The organism is Clostridium culturomicium, assembly GCF_000821305.1.
GTDB classification, from domain to species: domain Bacteria; phylum Bacillota; class Clostridia; order Clostridiales; family Clostridiaceae; genus Clostridium_J; species Clostridium_J culturomicium.
The window spans coordinates 1,462,386-1,485,411 of the sequence record NZ_CCXK01000017.1; the positions used below are offsets into that span (position 1 = coordinate 1,462,386).

At 32.4% G+C, this 23,026-nt stretch carries 19 protein-coding genes, 1 pseudogene and 1 riboswitch; of the genes and pseudogenes, 3 read left to right on the forward strand and 17 right to left on the reverse strand.

Annotated features, from left to right (window positions below):
• Window position 1 precedes the first annotated feature (1 nt).
• The 8 genes from BN1075_RS19340 to BN1075_RS19375 form a co-directional block, all read right to left on the reverse strand.
• Window positions 2-895, reverse strand: a complete 894-nt coding sequence (locus BN1075_RS19340) for an NAD-dependent epimerase/dehydratase family protein (protein WP_040194951.1) — start codon at window positions 893-895, stop codon at window positions 2-4.
• Window positions 892-1,500, reverse strand: coding sequence for a NeuD/PglB/VioB family sugar acetyltransferase (locus tag BN1075_RS19345; RefSeq protein ID WP_040194952.1), 609 nt, complete (start codon window positions 1,498-1,500; stop codon window positions 892-894). Before BN1075_RS19345 ends, BN1075_RS19340 begins: the two co-directional genes overlap by 4 nt.
• A 9-nt stretch (window positions 1,501-1,509) precedes the next feature.
• A complete protein-coding gene (locus BN1075_RS19350) occupies window positions 1,510-2,109 on the reverse strand; it encodes a sugar transferase (RefSeq protein WP_040194954.1) in 600 nt (199 codons plus the stop codon).
• Between the two features lie 35 nt (window positions 2,110-2,144).
• Window positions 2,145-4,046: a polysaccharide biosynthesis protein gene (locus BN1075_RS19355; protein ID WP_040194955.1), complete on the reverse strand. Its 1,902-nt coding sequence runs from the start codon at window positions 4,044-4,046 to the stop codon at window positions 2,145-2,147.
• Between the two features lie 31 nt (window positions 4,047-4,077).
• Window positions 4,078-4,161: riboswitch (cyclic di-GMP riboswitch) on the reverse strand.
• A 212-nt stretch (window positions 4,162-4,373) separates the two neighbouring features.
• Complete coding sequence (locus BN1075_RS19360; RefSeq protein WP_040194956.1) at window positions 4,374-5,153, reverse strand: tyrosine-protein phosphatase; 780 nt, start codon at window positions 5,151-5,153, stop codon at window positions 4,374-4,376.
• Between the two features lie 135 nt (window positions 5,154-5,288).
• A complete protein-coding gene (locus BN1075_RS19365) occupies window positions 5,289-5,939 on the reverse strand; it encodes a CpsD/CapB family tyrosine-protein kinase (RefSeq protein WP_040194957.1) in 651 nt (216 codons plus the stop codon).
• Window positions 5,940-5,956: 17 nt separating this feature from the next.
• The gene (locus tag BN1075_RS19370) at window positions 5,957-6,634 is read right to left on the reverse strand and encodes a YveK family protein (RefSeq protein WP_040194958.1); all 678 of its coding nucleotides are present in this window, start codon (window positions 6,632-6,634) and stop codon (window positions 5,957-5,959) included.
• Window positions 6,635-6,751: 117 nt separating this feature from the next.
• Window positions 6,752-7,438, reverse strand: coding sequence for a YveK family protein (locus tag BN1075_RS19375; protein WP_040194959.1), 687 nt, complete (start codon window positions 7,436-7,438; stop codon window positions 6,752-6,754).
• 736 nt (window positions 7,439-8,174) lie between these two features.
• On the opposite strand from BN1075_RS19375, the gene BN1075_RS19380 reads away from it, so the two are divergent.
• Window positions 8,175-9,263, forward strand: a complete 1,089-nt coding sequence (locus tag BN1075_RS19380) for an LCP family protein (RefSeq protein WP_040194960.1) — start codon at window positions 8,175-8,177, stop codon at window positions 9,261-9,263.
• 79 nt (window positions 9,264-9,342) lie between these two features.
• On the opposite strand, the gene BN1075_RS21000 is transcribed toward BN1075_RS19380, so the two are convergent.
• Genes BN1075_RS21000 through BN1075_RS19400 form a run of 4 tightly spaced genes read right to left on the reverse strand, consistent with a single transcriptional unit; the run spans window position 9,343 to window position 14,714 of the window.
• Window positions 9,343-11,982 carry a putative 2-aminoethylphosphonate ABC transporter permease subunit gene (locus BN1075_RS21000; protein WP_052406652.1) on the reverse strand — a complete coding sequence of 880 codons (2,640 nt, stop codon included), beginning with the start codon at window positions 11,980-11,982 and terminating at the stop codon, window positions 9,343-9,345.
• 12 nt (window positions 11,983-11,994) lie between these two features.
• Window positions 11,995-12,945 (reverse strand): ABC transporter ATP-binding protein, encoded by a 951-nt coding sequence (locus tag BN1075_RS19390; protein WP_040194961.1) that lies wholly within the window; start codon window positions 12,943-12,945, stop codon window positions 11,995-11,997.
• Window positions 12,946-12,986: 41 nt separating this feature from the next.
• Entirely contained in the window at window positions 12,987-14,000 is a 1,014-nt protein-coding gene (locus BN1075_RS19395) for an extracellular solute-binding protein (RefSeq protein WP_040194962.1), read from the reverse strand.
• Window positions 14,001-14,003: 3 nt separating this feature from the next.
• Window positions 14,004-14,714 carry a CTP--phosphocholine cytidylyltransferase gene (locus tag BN1075_RS19400; protein WP_040194963.1) on the reverse strand — a complete coding sequence of 237 codons (711 nt, stop codon included), beginning with the start codon at window positions 14,712-14,714 and terminating at the stop codon, window positions 14,004-14,006.
• Window positions 14,715-14,988: 274 nt separating this feature from the next.
• Between BN1075_RS19400 and BN1075_RS19405 the strand changes: the two genes are divergently transcribed.
• Together BN1075_RS19405 and BN1075_RS22465 are read left to right on the forward strand one after the other, a co-directional pair.
• Window positions 14,989-16,146 carry an LCP family protein gene (locus BN1075_RS19405; RefSeq protein WP_081911669.1) on the forward strand — a complete coding sequence of 386 codons (1,158 nt, stop codon included), beginning with the start codon at window positions 14,989-14,991 and terminating at the stop codon, window positions 16,144-16,146.
• Window positions 16,147-16,335: 189 nt separating this feature from the next.
• Window positions 16,336-17,454: pseudogene (locus BN1075_RS22465) on the forward strand (acyltransferase).
• A 41-nt stretch (window positions 17,455-17,495) separates the two neighbouring features.
• On the opposite strand, the gene BN1075_RS19415 reads toward BN1075_RS22465, so the two are convergent.
• The 5 genes from BN1075_RS19415 to BN1075_RS19435 form a co-directional block, all read right to left on the reverse strand.
• On the reverse strand, window positions 17,496-18,398 hold the full coding sequence (locus BN1075_RS19415; protein ID WP_040194964.1) for a LicD family protein: 903 nt from the start codon (window positions 18,396-18,398) through the stop codon (window positions 17,496-17,498).
• 48 nt (window positions 18,399-18,446) lie between these two features.
• The gene (locus tag BN1075_RS19420) at window positions 18,447-19,901 is read right to left on the reverse strand and encodes an oligosaccharide flippase family protein (RefSeq protein WP_040194965.1); all 1,455 of its coding nucleotides are present in this window, start codon (window positions 19,899-19,901) and stop codon (window positions 18,447-18,449) included.
• 205 nt (window positions 19,902-20,106) lie between these two features.
• Window positions 20,107-21,213, reverse strand: a complete 1,107-nt coding sequence (gene wecB, locus BN1075_RS19425) for a non-hydrolyzing UDP-N-acetylglucosamine 2-epimerase (protein WP_040194966.1) — start codon at window positions 21,211-21,213, stop codon at window positions 20,107-20,109.
• Entirely contained in the window at window positions 21,213-21,935 is a 723-nt protein-coding gene (locus BN1075_RS19430) for a WecB/TagA/CpsF family glycosyltransferase (protein ID WP_052406655.1), read from the reverse strand. The genes wecB and BN1075_RS19430 overlap by 1 nt, the downstream gene beginning before the upstream one ends.
• A gap of 21 nt (window positions 21,936-21,956) precedes the next feature.
• On the reverse strand, window positions 21,957-23,006 hold the full coding sequence (locus BN1075_RS19435; protein ID WP_040194968.1) for a sulfotransferase domain-containing protein: 1,050 nt from the start codon (window positions 23,004-23,006) through the stop codon (window positions 21,957-21,959).
• Window positions 23,007-23,026: the final 20 nt, after the last annotated feature.

The following is a 23,026-nucleotide window of genomic DNA, read 5'->3' on the forward strand; positions in this document are numbered from 1 at the left end:
TTTACTTCTCCATTCCGTGTTGCATTTCAACTTTTTTATTTAACTTCTCACATGTGTAAATATTATCACTTATAAGCTTAATACTATTCTCATGTATAAACTGTTTTTTTACCGTTGCTTTATTTAAACTATGCAACCATTTAAATACAAATTTAGGCAGTACAACACTTTTCTCAATTCCACTGAATTTTAATAAGTCATTAAACTCATAAATTCTACTATCGGAGATATTGTAAATTTCACTTACCTCATTTTCAGCGTTATTAACAATATAGTTTACCACTTCAAATATATTTCTAATATTACAAAGACTTAATCTTTGTTTTCCATTTCCAACCTTATAAGGTATCCCTTTTATTCTGCTTCTTCTTTCAATATTTAAAGTAAAGTCATTTGAATAAACTGGAGCTAGACGAAGAATTGTATAATTTGATTTATATGAATTTATGATATATTCCTCTGACATTTTCTTTGCTATAGCATATGGACTTCTTGGTTCACACTCGTCTGTCTCCACATAGACATCCTTATTTAATCTTTCACCATATACTGATATTGTGCTTACAAAAACAAAGTTTTTTAATTTTAAATATTCATTGCTTAAATCTACTAAATCCTTTGTAGCTTCATAATTCACTTTCATGAATCTTTCTTTAGATAAATCATTTCCTTTATTGTGCGCAAGAGCTGCACAGTGAATAATTATATCTAAGTCTTTATTTTCTTTAATTACCTTCTTCAATTGCTCTTTATCAGTAATATCACAGCTATAATATTTACCACAACCATTATATTCTTTTCTTCTACCACTACCTACAATTTCATGGTTTTTCTTTAATTCATTGCAAAGGTAGCTTCCAACTATGCCATATACTCCTGTAATTAAAATCTTCATTGTCCAACCTCCATTGCTACGATACTTTCAATAATATTACTTCCTGTCATTGCTTTATATCCATCTTCAATTGAAATACCCTGTGCTATGCTTGTTCCTATTCCTATAAAGCACCCTTCTCCTAAGGTGTCATATCCTGATAAATTACATCCCCATAATATCGAGGAATAATCTCCAATTACAGTATCATGACCAATTCCACAATTACCACTTATCAATACATGTTTCCCTATTGTTGTGTTTACCGTTAAAATAGTTCCGGGATAAATAATTGTACCTTGTCCTACTTTTATATAACCACTTATCCTAACACTAGGGTGAATTAATGTTACAAATTCAAAGTTACCTTTTAACTTTTCTACAATGCGTTTTTTCTCTTTACAATTTGCCATTGCAACAATCACATAAGGTTTATTTTTTAAGGATAATAAGGTATTTATATCTCCTAATACCTTATATCCATTTAACTCTTTTCCCCACATTTCACTATTGTCATCTACAAAGCCTAATAAGTTCCATTGTTCATTTACTTTATTTATTTCTTCAATTATCCAAGCTGCTTCTCTTCCAATTCCACCAGCTCCAATAATAACTATATCTGTCATATTTATCTCCTAACCTGCAATTGTTTTTTCATTGTTATTTACAGCTTTACCTTCTTGCACTCCATCACTTTTAATAACACTTATTACAGTTAAGAAGATTATCTTTAAATCAAACCAAAAACTTTTTCTTTCAAGATACTCCTTATCTAGCTTAACCTTTAAGCTTAGTGGTATCTCATCTCTTCCGTTAATTTGAGCCCATCCTGTAAGTCCTGGCACTAGCTTATGAATCCCTTCAGCTGTTCTCATTTCCTTTAAGTCATATTGATTGTAAAGAGCAGGTCTCGGGCCAACAATACTCATCTTTCCACTTAAAATATTAAATAGTTGTGGAAGTTCATCTAAGCTTGTCTTTCTTAAAAATTTACCTATAGGAGTTATCCATTGCTCTGGATTTTCTAATAAATGAGTTGGTACATTAGGTGTGTCAATTCTCATGGTTCTAAATTTATAGATTGAAAACTCTTCATTATTTTTACCAATCCTTCTTTGTTTAAATAAAATTGGTCCCTTTGATGTTAATTTAACACTTAATGCCACAATTATAATAATAGGCGATAATATCAATATTCCTATTAAACTCATGAGAAAATCGAAAATTCTTTTCATAAATCTTATCCCCTTTTCTTTTAATTTATTGATATTTATGCTTCTAATTTCCCAACAAGATCCAAAGTAGCTGCAACCTCTTCCTGGATTCCGTTATATACATCTGGATCCTTATAGGTCGGTACCACCTGCTTTAAACAGTTCTTTATTAAAGTTCTGTTTCCAAGAAGACATTGCTCCATTAGCATATCAATGGATCTCTTCACTTCTTCAATGTCAAAATCCCCTGGTTTTCCAATAAAGATTTTTTCATGAGCTGTTTCTTCTAAACCTTCTTCATTCATTAAAAGCTCTTCATACAGCTTTTCTCCTGGACGAAGTCCCGTTACTTCAATTTTTATGTCTTTATGAGGTTCAAGCCCTGATAGCTTTATTAGGTTTACCGCTAAGTCATATATCTTCACTGGTTTTCCCATGTCAAGGACAAAGATTTCTCCACCCTTTGCAAATGCCCCTGCTTGAAGTACCAATTGTGCTGCTTCTGGAATTAGCATGAAGTACCTTGTTATTTCCTTATGGGTTAAGGTTACAGGTCCTCCTTCTTTAATCTGATTCTTAAATAAAGGGATTACTGAACCATTACTTCCAAGCACATTTCCAAAGCGAACTGCCACATATTCAGTTTTGCTTCTTCTATTCATGGCTTGAACCACCATTTCACATAATCTCTTTGAAGCTCCCATCACATTGGTTGGGTTTACTGCTTTATCCGTTGAGATTAGAACAAATCTTAAAACTCCATGTTTATCCGCACATTCAGCCACATTTAAGGTTCCTTTTACGTTGTTCTTTATGGCTTCTGAAGGACTATCCTCCATTAAAGGTACATGCTTATGGGCTGCTGCGTGGAAAACCACCTGTGGCTTATATCTTTCAAAAATTTCATTCATTCTTCTTTTATCCCTTACAGAAGCTATGACAACAGCTTTATTAAGTTCTGGTATTTTCCTACTTAATTCATTCTGAATTTCATATATATTGTTTTCATAGATATCCAAAAGGATAAGTCTTGAAGGTTTAAAGGCTGCAATCTGTCTGCATAGTTCTGAACCGATGGATCCCCCTGCTCCTGTTACAAGAACTGTTTTCTCAGTAAGATATTCCTCTATTCCTTTTCTATCTAGCTTTACCTGTGGTCTTCCAAGTAAATCCTTTAAATCCACATCTCTCATTTGATTTAAAGATACATTTCCATCTATAAGTTCATATACCCCTGGTATAATTTTCACCTTTAACTTTGTTTTATTGCAGATTTCAATAATTGCTTTTCTATCCTCATCCCCCATAGAAGGAATTGCAATTATTATCTTGTCCACAGCTTTTTCTTTACAAATTTCCTCTATATCGTATCTATCTCCAAGAATCTTATATCCTTTCAGATAGTTGTTTACCTTTCCTTTATTATCATCAATAAGTCCAACAATGTTATATTCATCAGTTTTCTCTCTAAGTATTTCTGTAATTATCATTTGTGCACAAACTCCTGCTCCAATGATAAGCACATTTTCTTTTCCCTGTTTCTTAATCACCTTTACATACTGCTTTATGCGCCTTCCCACCCTGTAGGATACTCTCACAGAAATAATTCCACAGGTAATTAATATTCCAGCCACAATTGTAACTGTTCTTGGTATTCTCACTGCCATAAATTCCATTACTAAGAAATTACCCAAACATCCAACTCCACAGGCTAAAACCCCATGGATTGCTTCATCAATGCTGGCAGTCCTCCAAATTCTGTTATACATTTTAAATATCCACAAAGATGCTACATATATTAGAATTGTTAGTGGTATAAATTTGAAAATAATTCCTATATAATCATTAAATCCATAGACATCGAATCTAATATAGCAACTTATAAAATATGAAAAAGTTATAAATATCATATCAATCAGCATAAGAATGCCAATTCTTACACGTTTTTTACCACTCATAAAAAATCCCCCCCAATTATAATATTTATTTATAAATAGAGGTCGGTTGCACTACTAACTCCATATAACCCAAGTGCCCAAATACAGGTTATACTTCATTGTTCCCTATATTTTAAGTGAGACTCCAAATTTTACATTTGGATAGTCGAACTTACTCCTTCGAATGTATATTAGAAGGAGTTTCCAAAAATATATGGGTAACACCGCTTAAAGCTGTATTATCTATTATTCAGTTATAGTACCCTTTATTTTTAAACTTCCTGAAATTTTCCCTATTTTAGTTAGTTTATTTTCCTACTTAAATGAATTTCAAAAATATACATACCTCTATTTGAATATTCGTTTTATTAATCCTTTTATTCCTTTAGCTTCCTCAATGTGTCTGCCTTTGCTTCTGACATCTACATTCCTTAGAATCTTTTCTCCATTTTCCTTAAATTCTTCTCTTAATCTTAAAGATAATAAATCAATTTCCCTTAACCCCTCTGACATATCAGTATTTCTTGATTTAAGTCTATGTCCATCAGATCCAATGACACTGTAAATGTCATGCTTTAAGAATATTTCTGCTGTTTTCTTTACATCTTTACCGAACTCACCTGAAATGCTTCCAGTGTTTAATTGGAATAAAAATCCTTCATCTATAAACTTATTTATAAGTGAAGGCTTCTTGATGAATTCTATATATCTTTCAGGATGAGCTAAAATTATTACAATACCCTTTAATTGAAGCTCATAAAAATTATTAATTACCTTCTCAATATCAAATTCCTTCATTGGAAGCTCCACCAGCATGTATCTGGTATCTTCAATTGTTCCTATTTCACCTTCAAGATAATACTGAAGGATATTCTCCTTGTAATAAACCTCTTGGCCTTCATAAAGCTCAATAGGTATATCCCTGTCTTTCACCAATTTCTTCAACTTGTCCAATTCTTTTTTTATTTCAACTCTTGATACTTGAAATCTTCCTCTCACATAATGAGGTGTTGCCACAAGTTTTTCTGTCCCACTGTCAGCAGCCAGTTTTATCATGGCAAGAGCCATTTCCTCTGAATTTGCTCCATCATCTACTCCTGGTATAATGTGACTATGAAAATCAATCATTTTTAACACCTCCATTCCTTTGAGAATAATTCTGAATAATGTTACTCTCTTCAATCAATAATTCAACATTACAAATTTTCAATCTTGCTTAAGGAGATTTATCTATATCACAGAAGGAGCTAAGCTCCTTCTCCTTTATTGAGCACCATAATAATAGTAATAATTATTATTGCTTGCTTCTAATCCATTAAGAACAGTTCCAATAATGTTAGCATTTACTTTTTTAAGCAGCCCTACGCTGTTATGAACTGAATCCTTCTTTGTTTTCTCTGCCCTAACCACAAGTATAGTTCCATCAGCCTTAGCTGAAAGAATTTGAGCATCCGTTACAGCCTGCACTGGTGGTGTATCTATGATTACATAATCGAAGACCTTCTTTAAAGCATCAAGTAAAGCAGTCATTGCCTTAGATCCTAACATTTCTGCTGGATTTGGAGGAATTTTACCTGATGTCAAAACTGTTAAATTCTTATTATATTTATATCCCACATTAGTTACACTTTCCTTTTCAACTATTACATCCGAAAGTCCTAAAGTGTTAGATAACTTAAATTTTTTATGTATTGATGGTTTCCTTAAATCACAATCAATAAGAATAACCTTTTTATCTCCTTGAGCTAAGGATAAGGCTAAGTTTCCCGCTGTGATACTCTTTCCTTCTCCGGGTTCTGAACTCGTTATTACAATTACTTTGTAATCTTCATCAAAGGAAGAATATTGTATATTTGTTCTAAGTGTCCTATAGCTTTCCGCTGCTATGGATTTTGGTTCTCTTTCTACTATCATCCTTTATCTCCTTAAAATTAGTTTTCAATTATATTTGGTATTGTACCAAGTACTGGTATATCAATTTCTCTTTCCAATTGTTCTTTACTTTTAAAGGTATTGTCCATGAATTCTAACAGGAAGCATATTCCTACACTAACCATTAAACCTAAGATAAATGCAATTGCAATATTCATTTTTTTATTAGGACTTACAGGATTTTCAGGCACAACAACTTCTTCAATAACCCTTACATTACCGTTGGCAACTAAAGTTTTTGAAGTATTAATGAATTCTCCTGTCACTGCAGCCACAATATCTCTAGCTTCCTCAGGATTTTTCCCCTTAAATTTAATTTCAAGAATTTGAGTGTCAGTCACATTTGTAACTGTTAATCCAGCTAAAACCTCTTTAACTTCAAGCTCTGTTTTTACATCTTCCAAAGCTCTTCCAATTAGATCCTTTGTCTTAACTGTCTCTAAATAAGTTTTCATCAACTGCTTGTACATTATTACATCGCTTTGATTATATCCCTGTTCTGCTCCCTCTTCTTTACCGATAAACACCTTTGTTGTAGCTTCATACTGCGGCTTAAGCACAAAGAAACTCACAACCCCCGATAAAAGTGTTGCACATAAGGTAATTACCACAATCAGCTTCCATCTTTTCTTCAATGAATCAAGAATTTCGCTGATGCTTATCACTTGCTCCTCCAAATCGTCTCCTCCTTCTGATTCTTTAACTTTCTTCCATTTTTGAATCTAATATAAGATTCCTTATTCTTTATACGACATTTTTCTTATATTCTTTACCCTAAATTTTCATTAATCTAATTAATCTCTCAAAATAAAAGGTATTACTCCTATAACAGGTATGTCCAATTCCCTCTCCAGCTGCTCTTTTGTCTTGAAGCTGCTATCTAAGAATTCTAAAAGAAATGCAAGTCCAATTCCTATCATTAATCCAAGTAAAAGTCCAATGATAATATTCATCTTTTTATTTGGACTTACAGGCTTTTCTGGGAATTCTTCTTCTTCTAACACCTGTATGTTACCATTTGGAACTAATTCCACAGCGGTTTTCATGAATTCTGCCTTTACCCCTTGGATAACTTTCAAGGCTTCCTCTGGATTAGAGCTTTCATATTTTATCTGAAGAATCTGAGTTTCAGCTAAAGTTACAACAGATAAATTAGCTAATAGCTCTTTTTCCTTTAACTCTAAATTTTCCTTTTCAATTGCAGCCTTAGCAATATCTCTAGTCTTTATTACTTCAGCATAGGTCTTTAAAAGCTGCTGATACATCTGCACATCACTATTGTTGTATACCTGCTCTACTCCCTGCTCTTTACCTATGAACAATTTAGTGGTTGATTCATACTTTGGTTTTATAAAAAACAAAGTAAATGCTGTCACTAAAATTGTTACTGCCATGGTGCAGATAAAGATTAATTTCCATCTCTTCCTTAATGATTGAAGAATTTCTCCAATGCTTATTACTTCTTCAAAATTTTCTTCCATGGTACCTCCTGTATTTCTATATAGTTATATATGTTTGTTATTTTTATATCATACATAAGCAAATAATATCTAATTTTAGTAAAAAATATTTCTGAAATAAATTTTTATTTTTTAACATTTTTAGGTAAAACATTTCTATATGTAACTTAATATGTTTTTTTACTTTTAATATGTAATAATGAAAGTTTTTATATGTTTTTCATATATCTTGCGTCAAAAAGTAATATATCATATATATGCTCAATATACCATCTTTTTTTTGCGATATTTTTACAATTTATAACCAATCTTCCATTCTATTTTTTAATTTAATTAACTTATCTTTTCACGCTTTTCTTAAATTAATATCTTTTTTATAAGTTTTCTCCCTTCTGTAATCGTTTTTGTAGTCAATTCGACAATTATTGCATGTTCAATTTTTATCATAATAACTTTCAACACTTTCACTACTTTTATATTTTTTTATTTTCCTTTAAAGTGGTTTGCTTAAGACTTTTAAGCCTCTAAATTTTATTAATTATTACGCTATAGTTAATTTTAAAATTTCAATGTTCTGTTCATAATATTAAGACGTAATACTATATATGTTCTATTTAATGCTTTGTGCTATATTTCAAAAAACTATTGTGGTATAATATGGTTTCAAACTACTTTATTCCTATATTTTACACATCTTAGGTATTTACACTTATCTTCCAAGATTGTAAAATATAATTTATGAAGGGACGTGGGATAAATGTCAAAAGAAACAAGAAATTTTGAAGATAATAATAATGAAATAAAAACTCCAACAAAGAAAAGACGAAGAAAACGAAAAAAGAAGCCTTCTATTCCGCTGATACTTGGATGTTCTTTACTCCTAATAGCTTTGATGGGTGTAACAATTGTTGGAACTATATTCTTTAAATCCATGGGGGATTTGAACATTGTAGAGCTGGATAAATCTAATCTTGGTATTGCTGATGATGAAGAGCTTAGTAAATATGAGGAATATGATAAGATAAAAAATATATTACTCCTTGGTACTGACCAGCCAACGGAAAGTGGTGAGCCAATCCGTTCAGATACCATGATGCTCCTTACCATTGATCCAATAAATAAAAAATTAAAAATAACCTCTTTTATGAGAGATGCCCGTGTTGAAATTGACGGCTATGGTGAAGACAAATTAACTCATGCCTACGCCTATGGTGGAGCTCAGCTTACCCTCAAGACCTTCAACGAAAACTTCGGACTTAATATAGAAGAGTTTGCATCTGTAGATTTCACAACATTACCTAAAGTTATTGATATTTTGGGTGGAGTTGAAATTAATGTTACTCCTGAAGAGTTCAACGATGTTAACAACGTAATCTTTGAAGATAACAGAACTTACGATAAATCCACTCCTTATCTTCAGGAGCCAGGTCTTCAAACCCTAAATGGTAATCAGGCTTTATCCTATGCAAGAAACAGAACTTCAGAGGGTGGAGATTATGCCAGAACTCAAAGACAACGTGCTGTAATGGAAGCTTTATTTAAAAAAGGCCTTAGTACACCAGTTACTTCTTACCCTAGTCTTTTAAGTAAGGTTCTTCCTTTTGTAACAACAAACATGACCTCCGGTGATATTTTGAACCTAGGTAAAAACATTATTGGAATTGGAACTAAAAACTTAGAGCAGGCCCGTTTCCCTCTTGATGAATACTCTTGGGGTGAGATTGACCCTGTCGATGAACTTTGGTATCTATACTTTGATAGACCTTCAACAAAGCAGCAGATTCAGGATTATATCTTTGATGATGTAGATCCCCTAGGCTATGAAGATGAAGAAAACTCAAATTAAACAATTATTATATTCTTAATAAAAAACAGCCAGGAAGCTTTTAAAGCTCCTGGCTGTTTCATTATATTATTATCTTTTATTATCTTTTACTACTTTTTATTTTCTTAGCAATTTTCATTGCTTTCATATACTGCTCTTTATTATCAATTTCGCTCCACATTAACTCTTCCACCTTTAAGCAGGAAACTTTAAAGTCTCGTGCCACATCTAAAAGGATGTAATCGTAATTTAAAAGCGGATTGATGTTATCCTTGTATTCCTTCATCATAAGCTCAAAGAGTTTATAGGATATCTTGATTATACCAACCAATTCTCCATCTACTCTGTTAAACTGATGAATGTCTTTTCCCATTTTAAATAAGCATTCATTTTTAAGCTGTACAAATTCTTCATCGCCAGAGCCACTTAAGTCTGTAAGAAGGATACATTCTCCCTTCTCACTATCTAAGATTGCCTGTAAGCCTTTTTCTTCAAATAGTATATCTCCCTCTAAAAGAATAAAATCATCATCAATATGCTTGCTGGCTAGAGCTAAAGATGCCATGCTTCCAGACTCCCTAAAGTTTTCACTTTCAACAATAATAACTCCTTCAATGTCCTTTAGCACTTCTTTTATCTTGGCTTTTCCATAACCTAATACCACTATAATCTTTTCAATCTTATTGTTTTTCAGCTTTCTAATGGCTTCTTCAACAACGGTAGTATTTTCATCTATGTTTAATCCCGCTGGAGAAACTTCGAAGTCTTTTCTTTCACCTGCTGCCAAGATTACCGCTGTTTTAATTTCCTTCTTGGAATCCCTTGAGATTAAAATCATATCTTCTTTAATGGTTCCAATATTTTGTCTTAAAAGTTCAAAGCCCTTTTCAGTAACTTCGTACTTAATCCTTCTATTTACTTCATTTTTTGAAATCCATTCATTCTTTATACATTCCTTAATGATGGTGTTCATCTTTCCTAAAGAAACGCCAACTCTTTCCGCAAGCTTTCTTTGGGATAATCCATCTTCTTCATTTATAGCTTGAAGGGTTCTAAAAATATCCATTTCCCTCTCCTTTTGATCATTCCTGTCCTTAGACTTATATAACTCTATTCCATACTTAACTATCAGGTTAGTTATCAGTATCATAACGGCAATGGCTGCTGTTGAGGCAATATAGCCTTCATCGTAGGTTGCCACCATTTCTACTGCTGCAACCTTTGTCTTCGTTGTGTATAAAAAGATTAAAGCAGAGATGGTCATCATAGAGTTTAAGAAGTAATATTGAAAGCTTTCAATTATTGCTGGCTTTGAAAGGGGTAATATTACACTGTCAAAAACCTTATACCAAGGCACTCCCATAGTTTCAGAAACATTTTCATATTCCCCATCAATCTTCTTCATGCTTCCCTTTATTGTCATATAAGGCATACTGAAGAAGTGCATTATGTTTGCAAAAATCATTATTGCAAAGGTTCCATAGATTACCTTTAACGGATTCATAGCCCTATTAAAGAATAAAAGATATGATAAACCTATTACAAGTCCTGGTATTGCAAGTGGTAATATTCCTATCCAATCTAAAAACTTTCTAAGTCTTGTGTTACCAATTCCTCTTTCAGTTACATAGGCTGTAAGTATTGCAACAATGGTTCCAAGCACCGCCGAAATACCAGCCACCAAAATCGTATTTAAGAAGATCTGTATTGGTGTTGAACCTACAGTATTAACGTTAAACCACTTTAACGTAAAGTTTAAGTTGTAAGGCCACTGCTCGATAAAGGCTGCCATTATTACTGCAGCAAATATCATAACAATAAAGGCTGAAACTAAGTAAGTTACTGTTCCAATTGCAATATCACGTGCTTTATCATTTTTAACCACATAATCCTTTGCACTAGAATCAATGGAAGTTACACTCTTTCCAATCTTTCTATCAACAATAAAAGAGATTACTGATGGAAGTATAAGAAGAATTCCAACGGTTGCTCCCATAGTTATATTTGACTGCCCTATAACTTGCTTATAGATATCTGTTGCAAGAAGGTTGTAGTTTCCTCCAAGAACTTTTGGGATACCAAAGTCTGAGAATACCATTGTAAAGGCAGATAAAAAGGCACTAATAATTGTATATTTCACTGCTGGCAGTGTAATTGTTGTAAACATTCTTGACTTCGTTGTTCCCATTATTTCAGCTGCTTCATAAAGTCTGTAATCACATACTCTGAATGCAACAGAAAACATCATATAAATTGCAGGGAAAACATAGATACACTCTGCCAGAATCACTCCCCACTTACCGTATAAGGGGAAGTTAAAGGCCATTTGTGGTACTCTACCAAAAAAACCAGTGGAAATCAATCCATTTTCACCAAATAAATATATCATTGCAATGGCGTGAGTCATTGTTGGAATAAATAGTGGAAGAAGTGCAATAAAATTAACTGTTCTCTTAAATTTTATGTTGCTTCTTTCAATTCCATAAGCAAATATGAAGGCTAAAACCACTGTTATTACTGCAGTGATTGAAGATACCGTCATACTGTTAAAGAAGGATTTAAATAGTGCTGGCGTTGAAAAGTAAGTTTTAAAGTTATCAATACCAACGAATCTTCCTTCACTATAAAAGGCCTGGATGAATAAAGTAGAAATTGGCAGAATCAGTACCACTGTAAAGAATATAGCGAGTACGTAAATTAATATTCTTCTACTTTCTCTTGATTTGTCTATATTTATCATACACTTACCTTCCTAACCAATCTTGTAATATAACTGGCTGTTTTTCTCAATACCAAGCTCTTCTTTAGAATATGCTAAAGTATCAACAGCAATTTCTTTATTTTCTTCTGTCTTTATGATCAATCTATAAAATGCACCTCTAAACTCTAATTCTTTTACTATACATTTTCTATAATCTTTACCTTCTACATTAGAGATTAAAACTTCTTCTGGTCTTACGATTCTTACTTTCTCATTTTCTTCAATGATATTCATGTACCCGATGAAGTCTGCTACGAAATCATTGGCTGGAGTTTTGTAGATTTCCTCTGGTGTTCCAATCTGCATCACCTTTGCATCTTTCATTACCACAATCTTATCAGACATGGTAAGAGCTTCCTCCTGATCATGAGTAACCATGATGGTTGTAATTCCAAGATCCTTCTGAAGCTTTTTAATCTCTCTTCTAAGGTTTTCTCTAACCTTTGCATCTAAAGCACTTAAAGGCTCATCCAGAAGAAGAATCTTTGGAGATAAAACAACGGCTCTTGCTAAGGCAACCCTTTGCTGCTGTCCTCCACTAAGCTGTTTTGGATACTTATGCTTAATGTGCATTAAATCAATCTTCTGAAGGATATCATTAACCTTTGCTTCTATCTCTTCCTTCGGCATTTTTCTATTAACAAGACCATAAGCGATGTTTTCGAAAACTGTAAGGTTTGGAAACAGTACATAGTTTTGAAATACAATTCCGATATTTCTCTTTGCTGGAGACAGTTTTGATATGTTGTTGCCTTCCACAAGGATTTCTCCTCCATTTTGAGTTTCAAGACCACTGACAATTCTAAGTAGTGTTGTTTTTCCACATCCGCTTGGTCCTAAAAGGGAGACAAACTCTCCCTTATCAATACTAACATTTATATTATCTAATACTTTATTTTTTCCAAAATACTTTTCTATTCCTTTTATCTCGATATAAGACATAAACTCACCTCTATTTTTCTCATTGTTTCTTCCTTTAGGAATTAGTTTTCACTGTAACGAGCTTTCCATTCATCACATATACGTGCTTTATTTGTAGCTCCCCAGTATAAATCATTTGTACCAAGCATTTCTCTAAAATTGCTTGGAACTTCCTCTGCAGGTTTAGATCCCTTTAAAGAGGTAAGTAATCTTACATCTCTATATTTTTCTAAGGTTTCCTTTGAAAGCACCCACTCGTAGAAGATTTTAGCTTCTTCTTTTATTTCCTTCTTATTTAATAAAGAGCAGGCATTAACTGTCCATGGAAGTCCTTCCTTTGGATAAATAGTTTCCACCTCTGGAACTTCTCCAGCAATTCTTATACTTGATTTATCGAAGGTTATTCCAACCACTTGTTCTCCAATACCTGTGGACTTTGCAGGGGCACTTCCTGAAGTTGTGTAATATTTAATATTATCATTAATGCTGTCGATGAACTTCCAGCCTTCTTCCTCACCCTTAGTCTGAAGCCAGGAGTTTACAGCTAAATACCCAGTCCCTGAAGAAACCGGATCAGGCATTACAACATTTCCTTTATAAATTGGATTTGCTAAATCCTCAAAGCTCTCTGGGATAGGAAGTCCTTTTTTCTCCGCTTCCATTTTATTAACTATCATTACAACAGTTTCAATGGTAGTTCCAACCCATTTTGGTGTTTCATTTTTTGAGTCATAGAACTTAGGATCTACATTTTCAAGTCCGTTTGGAGCATACTCTGCTAAGATTCCTTCTTCCTCTAAACGAAGTACACTGGCAACATCAAGGTTCCAAATAAAATCTGCCTGTGGATTTTCCTTTTCAAGAAGGAGCTTTGCAGTTATATTTCCCGTTGAACCCTTTATTATGTTTACCTTAATATCAGGATATTTCTCATGGAAATCCTTTATCATATAATCAATATCTTCACTTTCCTGACTTGTATAAATGGTAATTTCATTTTCATGGTCCTTTGTGAAATAAGTGGACCCCACCATAAGTACAATACAGATAGCAATTAATCCAAAAATCTTCTTCATATATTATCTCTTCGCTTTCTCAGCAGCAACTTGTAAAATTGCCTCTACATTGTTTAAATCATTCATAGAGTCAATCTCAAATAAATCTATATCATTTAAAACCTCAAGATACAAGTCAACGCCATCAATATTTTCTTTTACAACATCATCCCAATATAAGTTATCAAAGCCTGCTGTGTTTACAGCTTCTTTCAATTTATCAGCAATAAAGCTTCCATCCTTTTCAGTCCAGTAAGAAATTCCTCTGAAAATAACCTCATTCTCACCAGGCTCCATCTCCATGTTAAGGATTCTTCCTTCTGCATTAGTTTTAAACATCCACTCCTTAGTAAAGGCATTCTTCTCTCTTCCACCAAAGTAAGTGCTTCTTTTAATATTTTTATCAATAACATTATTATTCATAAAAATATCTCCTTCTAATACATAAGCATCACTTAAGTACTCTCTTACTAAGTACATAGTGTATATGTTGTTGTAGATATCGTATTTTTCATTAAAAATTAATTTAACTCCATATTTTTCTTCTAAGTAATCAAACTTTTCATTTATATATCCTGTAACAATTATTATTTCGTCAATTCCAGCTTCCTTTAAGAAGATAACTTGCTTTTCCACCATTGGCATTCCATTAACAGGTACTAACCCTTTAGGTAGATTGTCTGTAAGTGGTCTTAGTCTTGTCCCCATTCCTGCTGCTAAAATTATTGCTCTCATAACTACTCTCCTCATTCTTTATTGTTCATTATCTGAACATATATCTTTTATGATATCTCTTTTTTGTACATTTTTCAATATAACCTTTGATATTATTATCCCAATTTATGATTTTTTAATTACAATAACTCTTTAAACCTTTATTTGCGGCTTTTCTTCATGTAAAAAGTTTATTATTTAATCTGTTAAAATAGCAATTATCTACACATTTCTTCAACTATTTACACCTTTCCTCTAAAATGATACAATATGAGTTATGAAAGGACGTGGAACAATGTCAGATGAACTAAACAATTCAACAACGAACTTAAACTCAAATGATAAAAATCCAAACAAAAAAAAGAAAAAATCTTTAGCCTTTAAAATTGGTATTTCCTTATTAGTAGTTTTAATCATATTAGTTGCTGCTGGAGCTGCCATTTTCGTAAATACAGTTAATAAAATGAATATTGTTGAGCTTGATAACTCAAATCTTGGAATAGCTGAAAAAGAAGACTTAATAGAATATGAAGAATATACAAAAATTAAAAATATAATGCTCTTTGGTACAGATGCCTCTGAAATGGATTCTACAGGCCGTTCAGATTCAATGATGATTCTTACCATTGATCCTATACATCAAAAGATTAAAACTACTTCTTTAATGAGAGACTGCTATGTTAATATAGATGGCTTTGGTGAAGATAAGTTAAATCACGCTTATGCCTTTGGAGGTCCTGAACTAGCCCTAAAAACTATAAATGAGACCTTTGGCTTAAATATTGAGCAGTTTGCAACTGTAGACTTTAATACTCTTCCTAAAGTAATAGACCTCTTGGGTGGTGTTGAAATAGAAGTAACCCCAGAAGAATTTGAAGATATAAACGCAGTTATTGAAATGGACAACTGGGATTTTAAAAAGGATACTCCAACATTAAAGGCTCCTGGTATTCAAACTCTCACTGGTGAACAAGCCTTATCCTACTCAAGAAACAGATCCTCTGCTGGTGGAGACTTTGCCAGAACTGAAAGACAAAGAAAAGTATTAGATGCTTTATTTAAAAAGGCTCTTGAAACGCCTTTTACTTCTTATCCATCTATACTTAATAAAGTTCTTCCATTAGTTACAACAAACATGACTTCATCAGATATTCTTGCTCTTGGTAAGAATGTTCTAGCTATCACAAATGGAAAACTTGAACAGGCTCGTTTTCCTCTTGATGAGTATGCAGAAGGTGGCTTTATAAATGAAATTTGGTATCTAATATATGATAGACAAATAACTAAACAGCAGGTTCAGGATTACATCTTTGATGATAAACTTCCTGAAGAGTTAATGGAACCTGAGGATGACACAATCAATAAGGGTGATGGATTAGAAAACAATGAAACTGAAGAATATAATTCATTTCCTGAAGATGATGCAACCGAAACTTATCCATCTGGAAATTAAATAAAAGAAATGCACAATACAATTGGTATTGTGCATTTCTTTTATTGTAAGTTTTATGTAGTCCTTTGTAATTTCTTGTGGTAATATGTACTTTGAGAATTATTTTACTTTATTTACAATACTAGAGCCTTTTATGTATTGTTACATATTTTTAATTTGTATTATTCATAACGTTAGGAGGAGTTCTTTATGGAGACTAATAAACGAAATTTAGGCATAGATTTTTTAAGGATAATTTCCATGTTTATGGTGGTTATTTTACACGTCCTTGGTAATGGCGGAGTTTTGTGGAGCACAGTGCCTTATACCATGAATTATAATCTTGTATGGCTTTTAGAAATTCTTGCGTACTGCTCAGTGAACTGCTACGCTTTAATTACTGGATATGTTTCAACGGATACAAAATTTAAATACTCAAGAATTATTTCTTTATGGCTTCAGGTTGCCTTTTATACAGTTACCATCACACTTCTCTTTGGTATCTTTGTGCCTAGTTCAGTTGGAAAAAGTGAAGTAATATCTGCAGTACTTCCAATGATGACAGAGCAGTATTGGTACTTCACTGCTTACTTTGGATTATTCTTTTTTATTCCATTTTTAAATGAGCTGATGAATAAATTATCTAAGGAACAATAAAAAAAACTAATAATTACAATTATAATTGTCCTTTCACTTATTCCAACTTTTTCAATAGGAAATTTATTCAATACACCAATTGATTTATTTAACACAGGTGAAGGATACAGCATGCTTTGGCTTATGGCCTTATACATTGTAGGTGGATACTTTAAAAAGCACGGCTTCCCACAGCTAAAAAAACACAATCCTTTTGGACTTTATTATCTTTTATGTGTAATTGTCGCTTGGGTTGGAAAGCTGGTTTCAGAACGTTTTGCAGTTAAATATTTAGGACAAGCTTATTTTGCTAATGCTTTTATCGGCTACACATCTCCATTTATATTCTTCTCTGCTTTATTTTTATTCTTATACTTTGCTCAATGCAAAATTAAAGGCGGAGTCATTAAGAAAGCAATACTACTCCTAGGACCAGCTTCCTTTGGAGTATACTTAATTCACGTACAGCCTTTAGTATGGGACCATATTATCTCTAATAGATTTGCTCCTTACTCTAATTTCCCAGGAGCTAAACTGGTGATTTACGTACTAATTACTGCCGCTTTAATTTATATCAGCTGTTCAATGATTGATTTACTAAGAATACAATTATTTAAGCTTTTAAGGATTAATAAATTCTCTACTTCAATGGAAAATCAAATAAGTAAAGTGTTTAAGAAAATTTTTAAATAATAGAAAGCGTTTTGCAGCTTTATTCTGCAAAACGCTTTTTCCTATTGACCTAAGTTAATTTCATTATTAACCTCAATTGTAGTATAGTTATCGTCCTTACCTTCGTAAGCTTTGTAGTTCTTGTCCCCATAAAACAGTCCATGAGCAATTCTCTGTGATTCATCTGGAAGAGACATATAATCACCATACAAAGTCTTTAGAATTGCATCTGGATCGTTCGGAATCATAAATTCAGCTTGCCCAAATTTATGATACTTCACTGGGAAGAACTGCTCCTTTGTGTACATATCTTTTAATATATCATCTAATCCTGTTGTAACCTGTGGATTTGATGATTTATCATTTTCACGTACTAATTCAACTTTAGATTGAATATAGTTATGAATTACTCTTGCTGGTACAAGCTTAAATATAAGCTGAAGCATGATTCTTATATACTTTTTAACTCCAGAAAGTTCCTTAAATGATATTCTCATTTTTAAGGACTGAAGAAATGCACATCTCTTCTTTAGCTTGAAAAATTCCTCTGGATTATCTCCCACATAATCTAAAGGAAATATATCAATGAATCCGCCTTGATGATATTTTTTATTCCATTCTTCTATTAATGTAGTATTATCATTTCTTATCTTACAAGCCACATGAAGCATCTTAAAATGCTTATCAGTAACAACATTCTGCAAGAAATAATTGCCCTTTAATTTTCCTGGTGCTTCCTTCAAGAACTTCTCATAGTCCTTTCTAAACATCCATACATCTACATCATCATCCCATGGAATAAAGCCATCATGTCTTATTGCCCCAAGTAAAGTACCATACCCTAAAAAGTATGTACACCCAATTTCTTTACATACTCTGTCAAATTCATTCAAGTCCCCCAATAGACTTTCTTGCATTTCTTCCAAGGAAATCGACTGATACTTTCCTAAATCCTTCTTATTCAATTAAATCCACCCCATCTTATTTTATGTTATTTATTTTACTGCTTCGGTTTATTTCTTAATCTTTCTTTTTACTATATCATAAGCTTCTAATACAAAGGTGTCCTTAGAAACTACAAGATACACTACATAAATCGTTGCACATATTGCCATTACTATGAAAATTGTTGGCCACATAGATAACCCTAACCCCCTGATATATGTTGCAATTGGGAAAAAAGTTAAACTTACAGTTAAATAACCAATAATTCTTTTTGTTAAAAGCTTATACTCAACATGTACTTTGGCTTTTGTATAGAAATAACTAAATGTTGTAAATAGCAATACAGACAGCGCTGTTGTTACTAAGGCAGAAACTGGTGTAAGCTTACCTAATATTAGTAAGGTAGTATTAAATATTGCGTTCAATATACCAAATACTAAAAGGAATAAGGTTAATGGCTTTTCCATTGAATTCAAATACATTACAAGGTTAATTACTATTGATTGGAATCCATAGATAATCCTCGCAAAGCCTGCAGCTATAAGCACTGGATATATATATGTATATTTACCTTTAGAGTAAAACTCCATAATTTCAATAGCTAAAGCCGACATTCCAATAGACATTGGAATCACTATTAACATATAATTATTTATTGTTTTATTTAATAGTTCCTTATACTGCTCCTTATCATTACTACCAATATAAGAAGATAATCTTGGTATAACAACTGAAATAAGTGCTAAAGGAACTGCAGCAATCATTCCTACTAAAGTTGTAGGTAATGTATATTCTGTAACAGAAATATCACTGACAAAATTTCCTAACATAACTTTATCCAACTGAGTATATAGTATCTCAACATTTGCAATAAGAAAAGCAACAAATAATGGAATAAAGTGATGTTTAATTTTAACACCCTTGAAATTAAAGCGAACAGTTCGTTTTATGTAAAAATAACTAATTATGTTGTTTAATAATACCGTCATTGATACAACAATTGAATACGGTAAAATATCTTCTGGCTTCCTAACAAATACTAGTATAGAAATCAAGTATAATGTACGCACAATTATCGTTTTCTTTGTAATGAACACATAATCTTCATTTGCTTCATTTACAAACTCAATGTAAAATACTTGAGCAACAATTTGAATTATCATTGTAAAATACAGAAATAACTCAATTTTAGATTCTGACCTTAAGAAAGCATAGGCAACATATATTATTACCATCACTATGTTACTGATAATTCCAGTTAAAAATAGACTTGTAAATAATTTATCTCTTTTTTCAGGATTATCTCTAACCCTACTTATTTCCCTTAAACCATAATTATATATTCCAAAAGCACCAATTACTAAAAATATACTAAACTCAGCAAATATTTTATTGTAGGACGCATATAAATCCTTGGATAGTAATCCCGTAATATATGGTCCGATAATTAATGGCACCAATAAATTAAAAATATTTAATATAGCTTTATAAAAACCATTCTTAGCTACAGATTTTTGTTTCATAATTAACTCCTAACCTTCTTTATAACAACACTTTTAAAGCTGCTATGCTAAAGAATACTACAACGAAATCCGTAAAGAAACTCCATCTCATACTTATTGGAAGGAGTAAGTTATACTATATCCAATCAAAGATGCACACAGTGGAAGTTCTGCTACACAAATCAAAGATCTGGAGCATCACTTCTGAATTATAACTTCTAAACTCTTACTGAAATTTCTTTATAATTTCATCTACAATTCGTTTGCTTGCAAATCCATCTCCATATGGATTTGAAGCCTTACTCATTCTTTCATATTCTTTTTCATTACTCAATAAGTCATTTAAAATATTGTATATATTTTCCTCATTAGTTCCTGCCAATTTTAAGGTTCCTGCTTCCACTCCTTCTGGACGCTCTGTTGTATCTCGGAGTACTATTACAGGCTTTCCTAAAGATGGTGCCTCTTCTTGAACTCCACCACTGTCAGTTAAGATTAAATAGGTTTTATTCATTATATTATGGAAATCAAATACATCTAATGGCTCAATAAGTTTAACCCTGTCACAATCTCCAAAATGTTCTTTTGCCGCTGCAACAACTAAAGGATTCATATGTACTGGGTAAACCACCTTCACATCTTCATATTCATCTACAACTCTTCTAATCGCTTTAAACATATGTTGCATTGGCTCTCCAAGATTTTCTCTACGGTGTGCAGTTAAAAGTATTAGTCTGCTTCCCTTTGACCATTCAATTACTTCATGGCTATAATCTTCTTTAACTGTTGTTTTTAAAGCATCTATAACTGTGTTTCCAGTCACATAGATTGTAGCCGGATCCTTTTTTTCTTGTAAAAGGTTAGCCTTGCTTTTTTCTGTTGGAACAAAGTTCATATCTGATACAACGCCAACGAATTGCCTGTTTGCTTCCTCTGGGAATGGAGAATACTTATTGTAAGTTCTTAGACCTGCTTCAACGTGTCCAACTGCAACCTGTTGGTAAAAAGCAGCCAGAGCCCCTGCAAAGGTTGTTGTTGTATCTCCATGGACTAAAACTATATCAGGCTTTTCTTTAATAATGACTTCTTCAATACCCTTTAGAACATTTACAGTGATATCTGTAAGGGTCTGCCCTTGTTTCATTATATTCAAATCATAATCTGGCTTTATATCAAAGGTATGAAGCACTTGGTCAAGCATCTGTCTATGCTGTGCAGTAACACATACGATGGTTTCTATTTCTTTTCTTCCTTGAAGCTCCTTAACAACGGGAGCCATTTTAATGGTTTCAGGACGAGTACCGAAGATTGTCATGACTTTTATAGTCTTCATTATTTTCCCTCCTGTTTTAATTTATTTATTATTTTTATAAACTTTACATTACTCTTATAAAACCTTCCAAATCTCTTTGGTTCTTTTCCAATACGATAAAGCCATTCAAGGTTTAATTTAATAAATATCTCTGGAGCTCTTTTCTTTGTTCCACTAAGAACATCAAAGCTTCCTCCAACCCCAACACAAATTCCTTTATCTAGTTTATTATAATACTTATTAATCAGTATTTCCTGACGAGGTATTCCTAATGCAACTAGGACTATATCCGGCTGCTTTTCAAGTATATCCTTAAACACTTCATCTTCATCATTATTATAGCCATCTCTTGCTCCTGCGATAATTAAATTGGGATAATCCTTTTTTAACTTCGCTACAAGAGCGTCAAGTACTTCTGGCTTTGCACCATATAAATATACTGATTTGTTATTCTTATTTCCTTCTTCTAAAAGCTTCTTTGCAATGTCTACCCCTGTTATACGCTCATTCACATTCCTACCTATGGCTGAAAGAGCCTTAACAACACCTATTCCATCTGGGGTGATTGTAACCTCATCCTTTTTTAATATATCATGAAACTCTGGATTGTTCACACCAATCATCAATGTTTCAGGATTTGCAGTTACAATAAACATCTTATTTTCACTTTTTAAATTATCTTCTATTATCTCAAAGAATTCCCTTTGACTTTTATTATAAACTTTTTCTAATAGTTGTTTCATAATATCTCCCATCACTTTACATTAAAATGTCTTATTTACATTAAGCTCATTCTCATATGGAAAGTCATAAATGTATTCAGGTAATAATTCAGCTATTAATTTACCTTCTTTTCTGTACTGATCGTTAGCTCTAAACAGCTGAGTATTATTTATAGAAAGCTCCGGTTTAAACTTCTCTTTTTTGCGAACATGAGCTTCTTCTGATAATCCTAAAAAAGTGCTAATGTTTTTTACACTTTCGTCGTAATTATATATAAGGTCTTCAAACCTGATATATAGAACCTTATCACTGTCCGTTCTTCTCTCCATTTCTCTAAGAAGTCTATATTGTTTACAAAACTCTTTCACATCTGTTGAGAATGGAACTGATTCATTCTTTGAAGGCCAGATATACTTATTTATTATAAATACATCTCTTGGATCTCTTGCCACAACAAAAGCCTTTAAATTTGAATCAAAATAATTATCTATTCTATGTACATTTTGTGGCAGTAAAAGCTGGTCTAAAATGATGTTATGGTCATTAACCCCCATCATATCAAAAACCTTTTCTAAATATATCTTTGCTTTTTCATAGAACTCCTCTGGTTTTACATATGAAAGCCAAATTTCAGGATAAAGCAGTGGTTTCTTTAGTTTCACCTTTTTTAAGGTAACTGTAGAAACCAGCTTATTTAATATTAATTGAAAAAACATTTTAGTATTAACATTTTCTTGATAGTACCAATAGTAATCTGGTTTACATTGAATCAAGCTATCTATAAATTCCTTTGTAACTGATAGGAATTGTTCACCAACAATATCTTTATAGTGACCTACCCACCAGTATTTTTTATCATATAACTGCTTCATAGTATCGTAAAAGCTATGCAAAGCTTCATCACTACGAAGAGTATTGTTTCCTATCAAAAGCTTGTCTTCCAGGTCAAATACTCCATTGGGGCAATGTAAAAACATATATTCAAAGGTTCCTGCTTTAGCTTCATATCCCTCAAATTCTGATATTAGATCTGTTATTGCTGATGAACCTGATCCCATGTATCCAATAGGAACAATAATATTATTTTTCATATTTAAAATTCCCTTCTAAT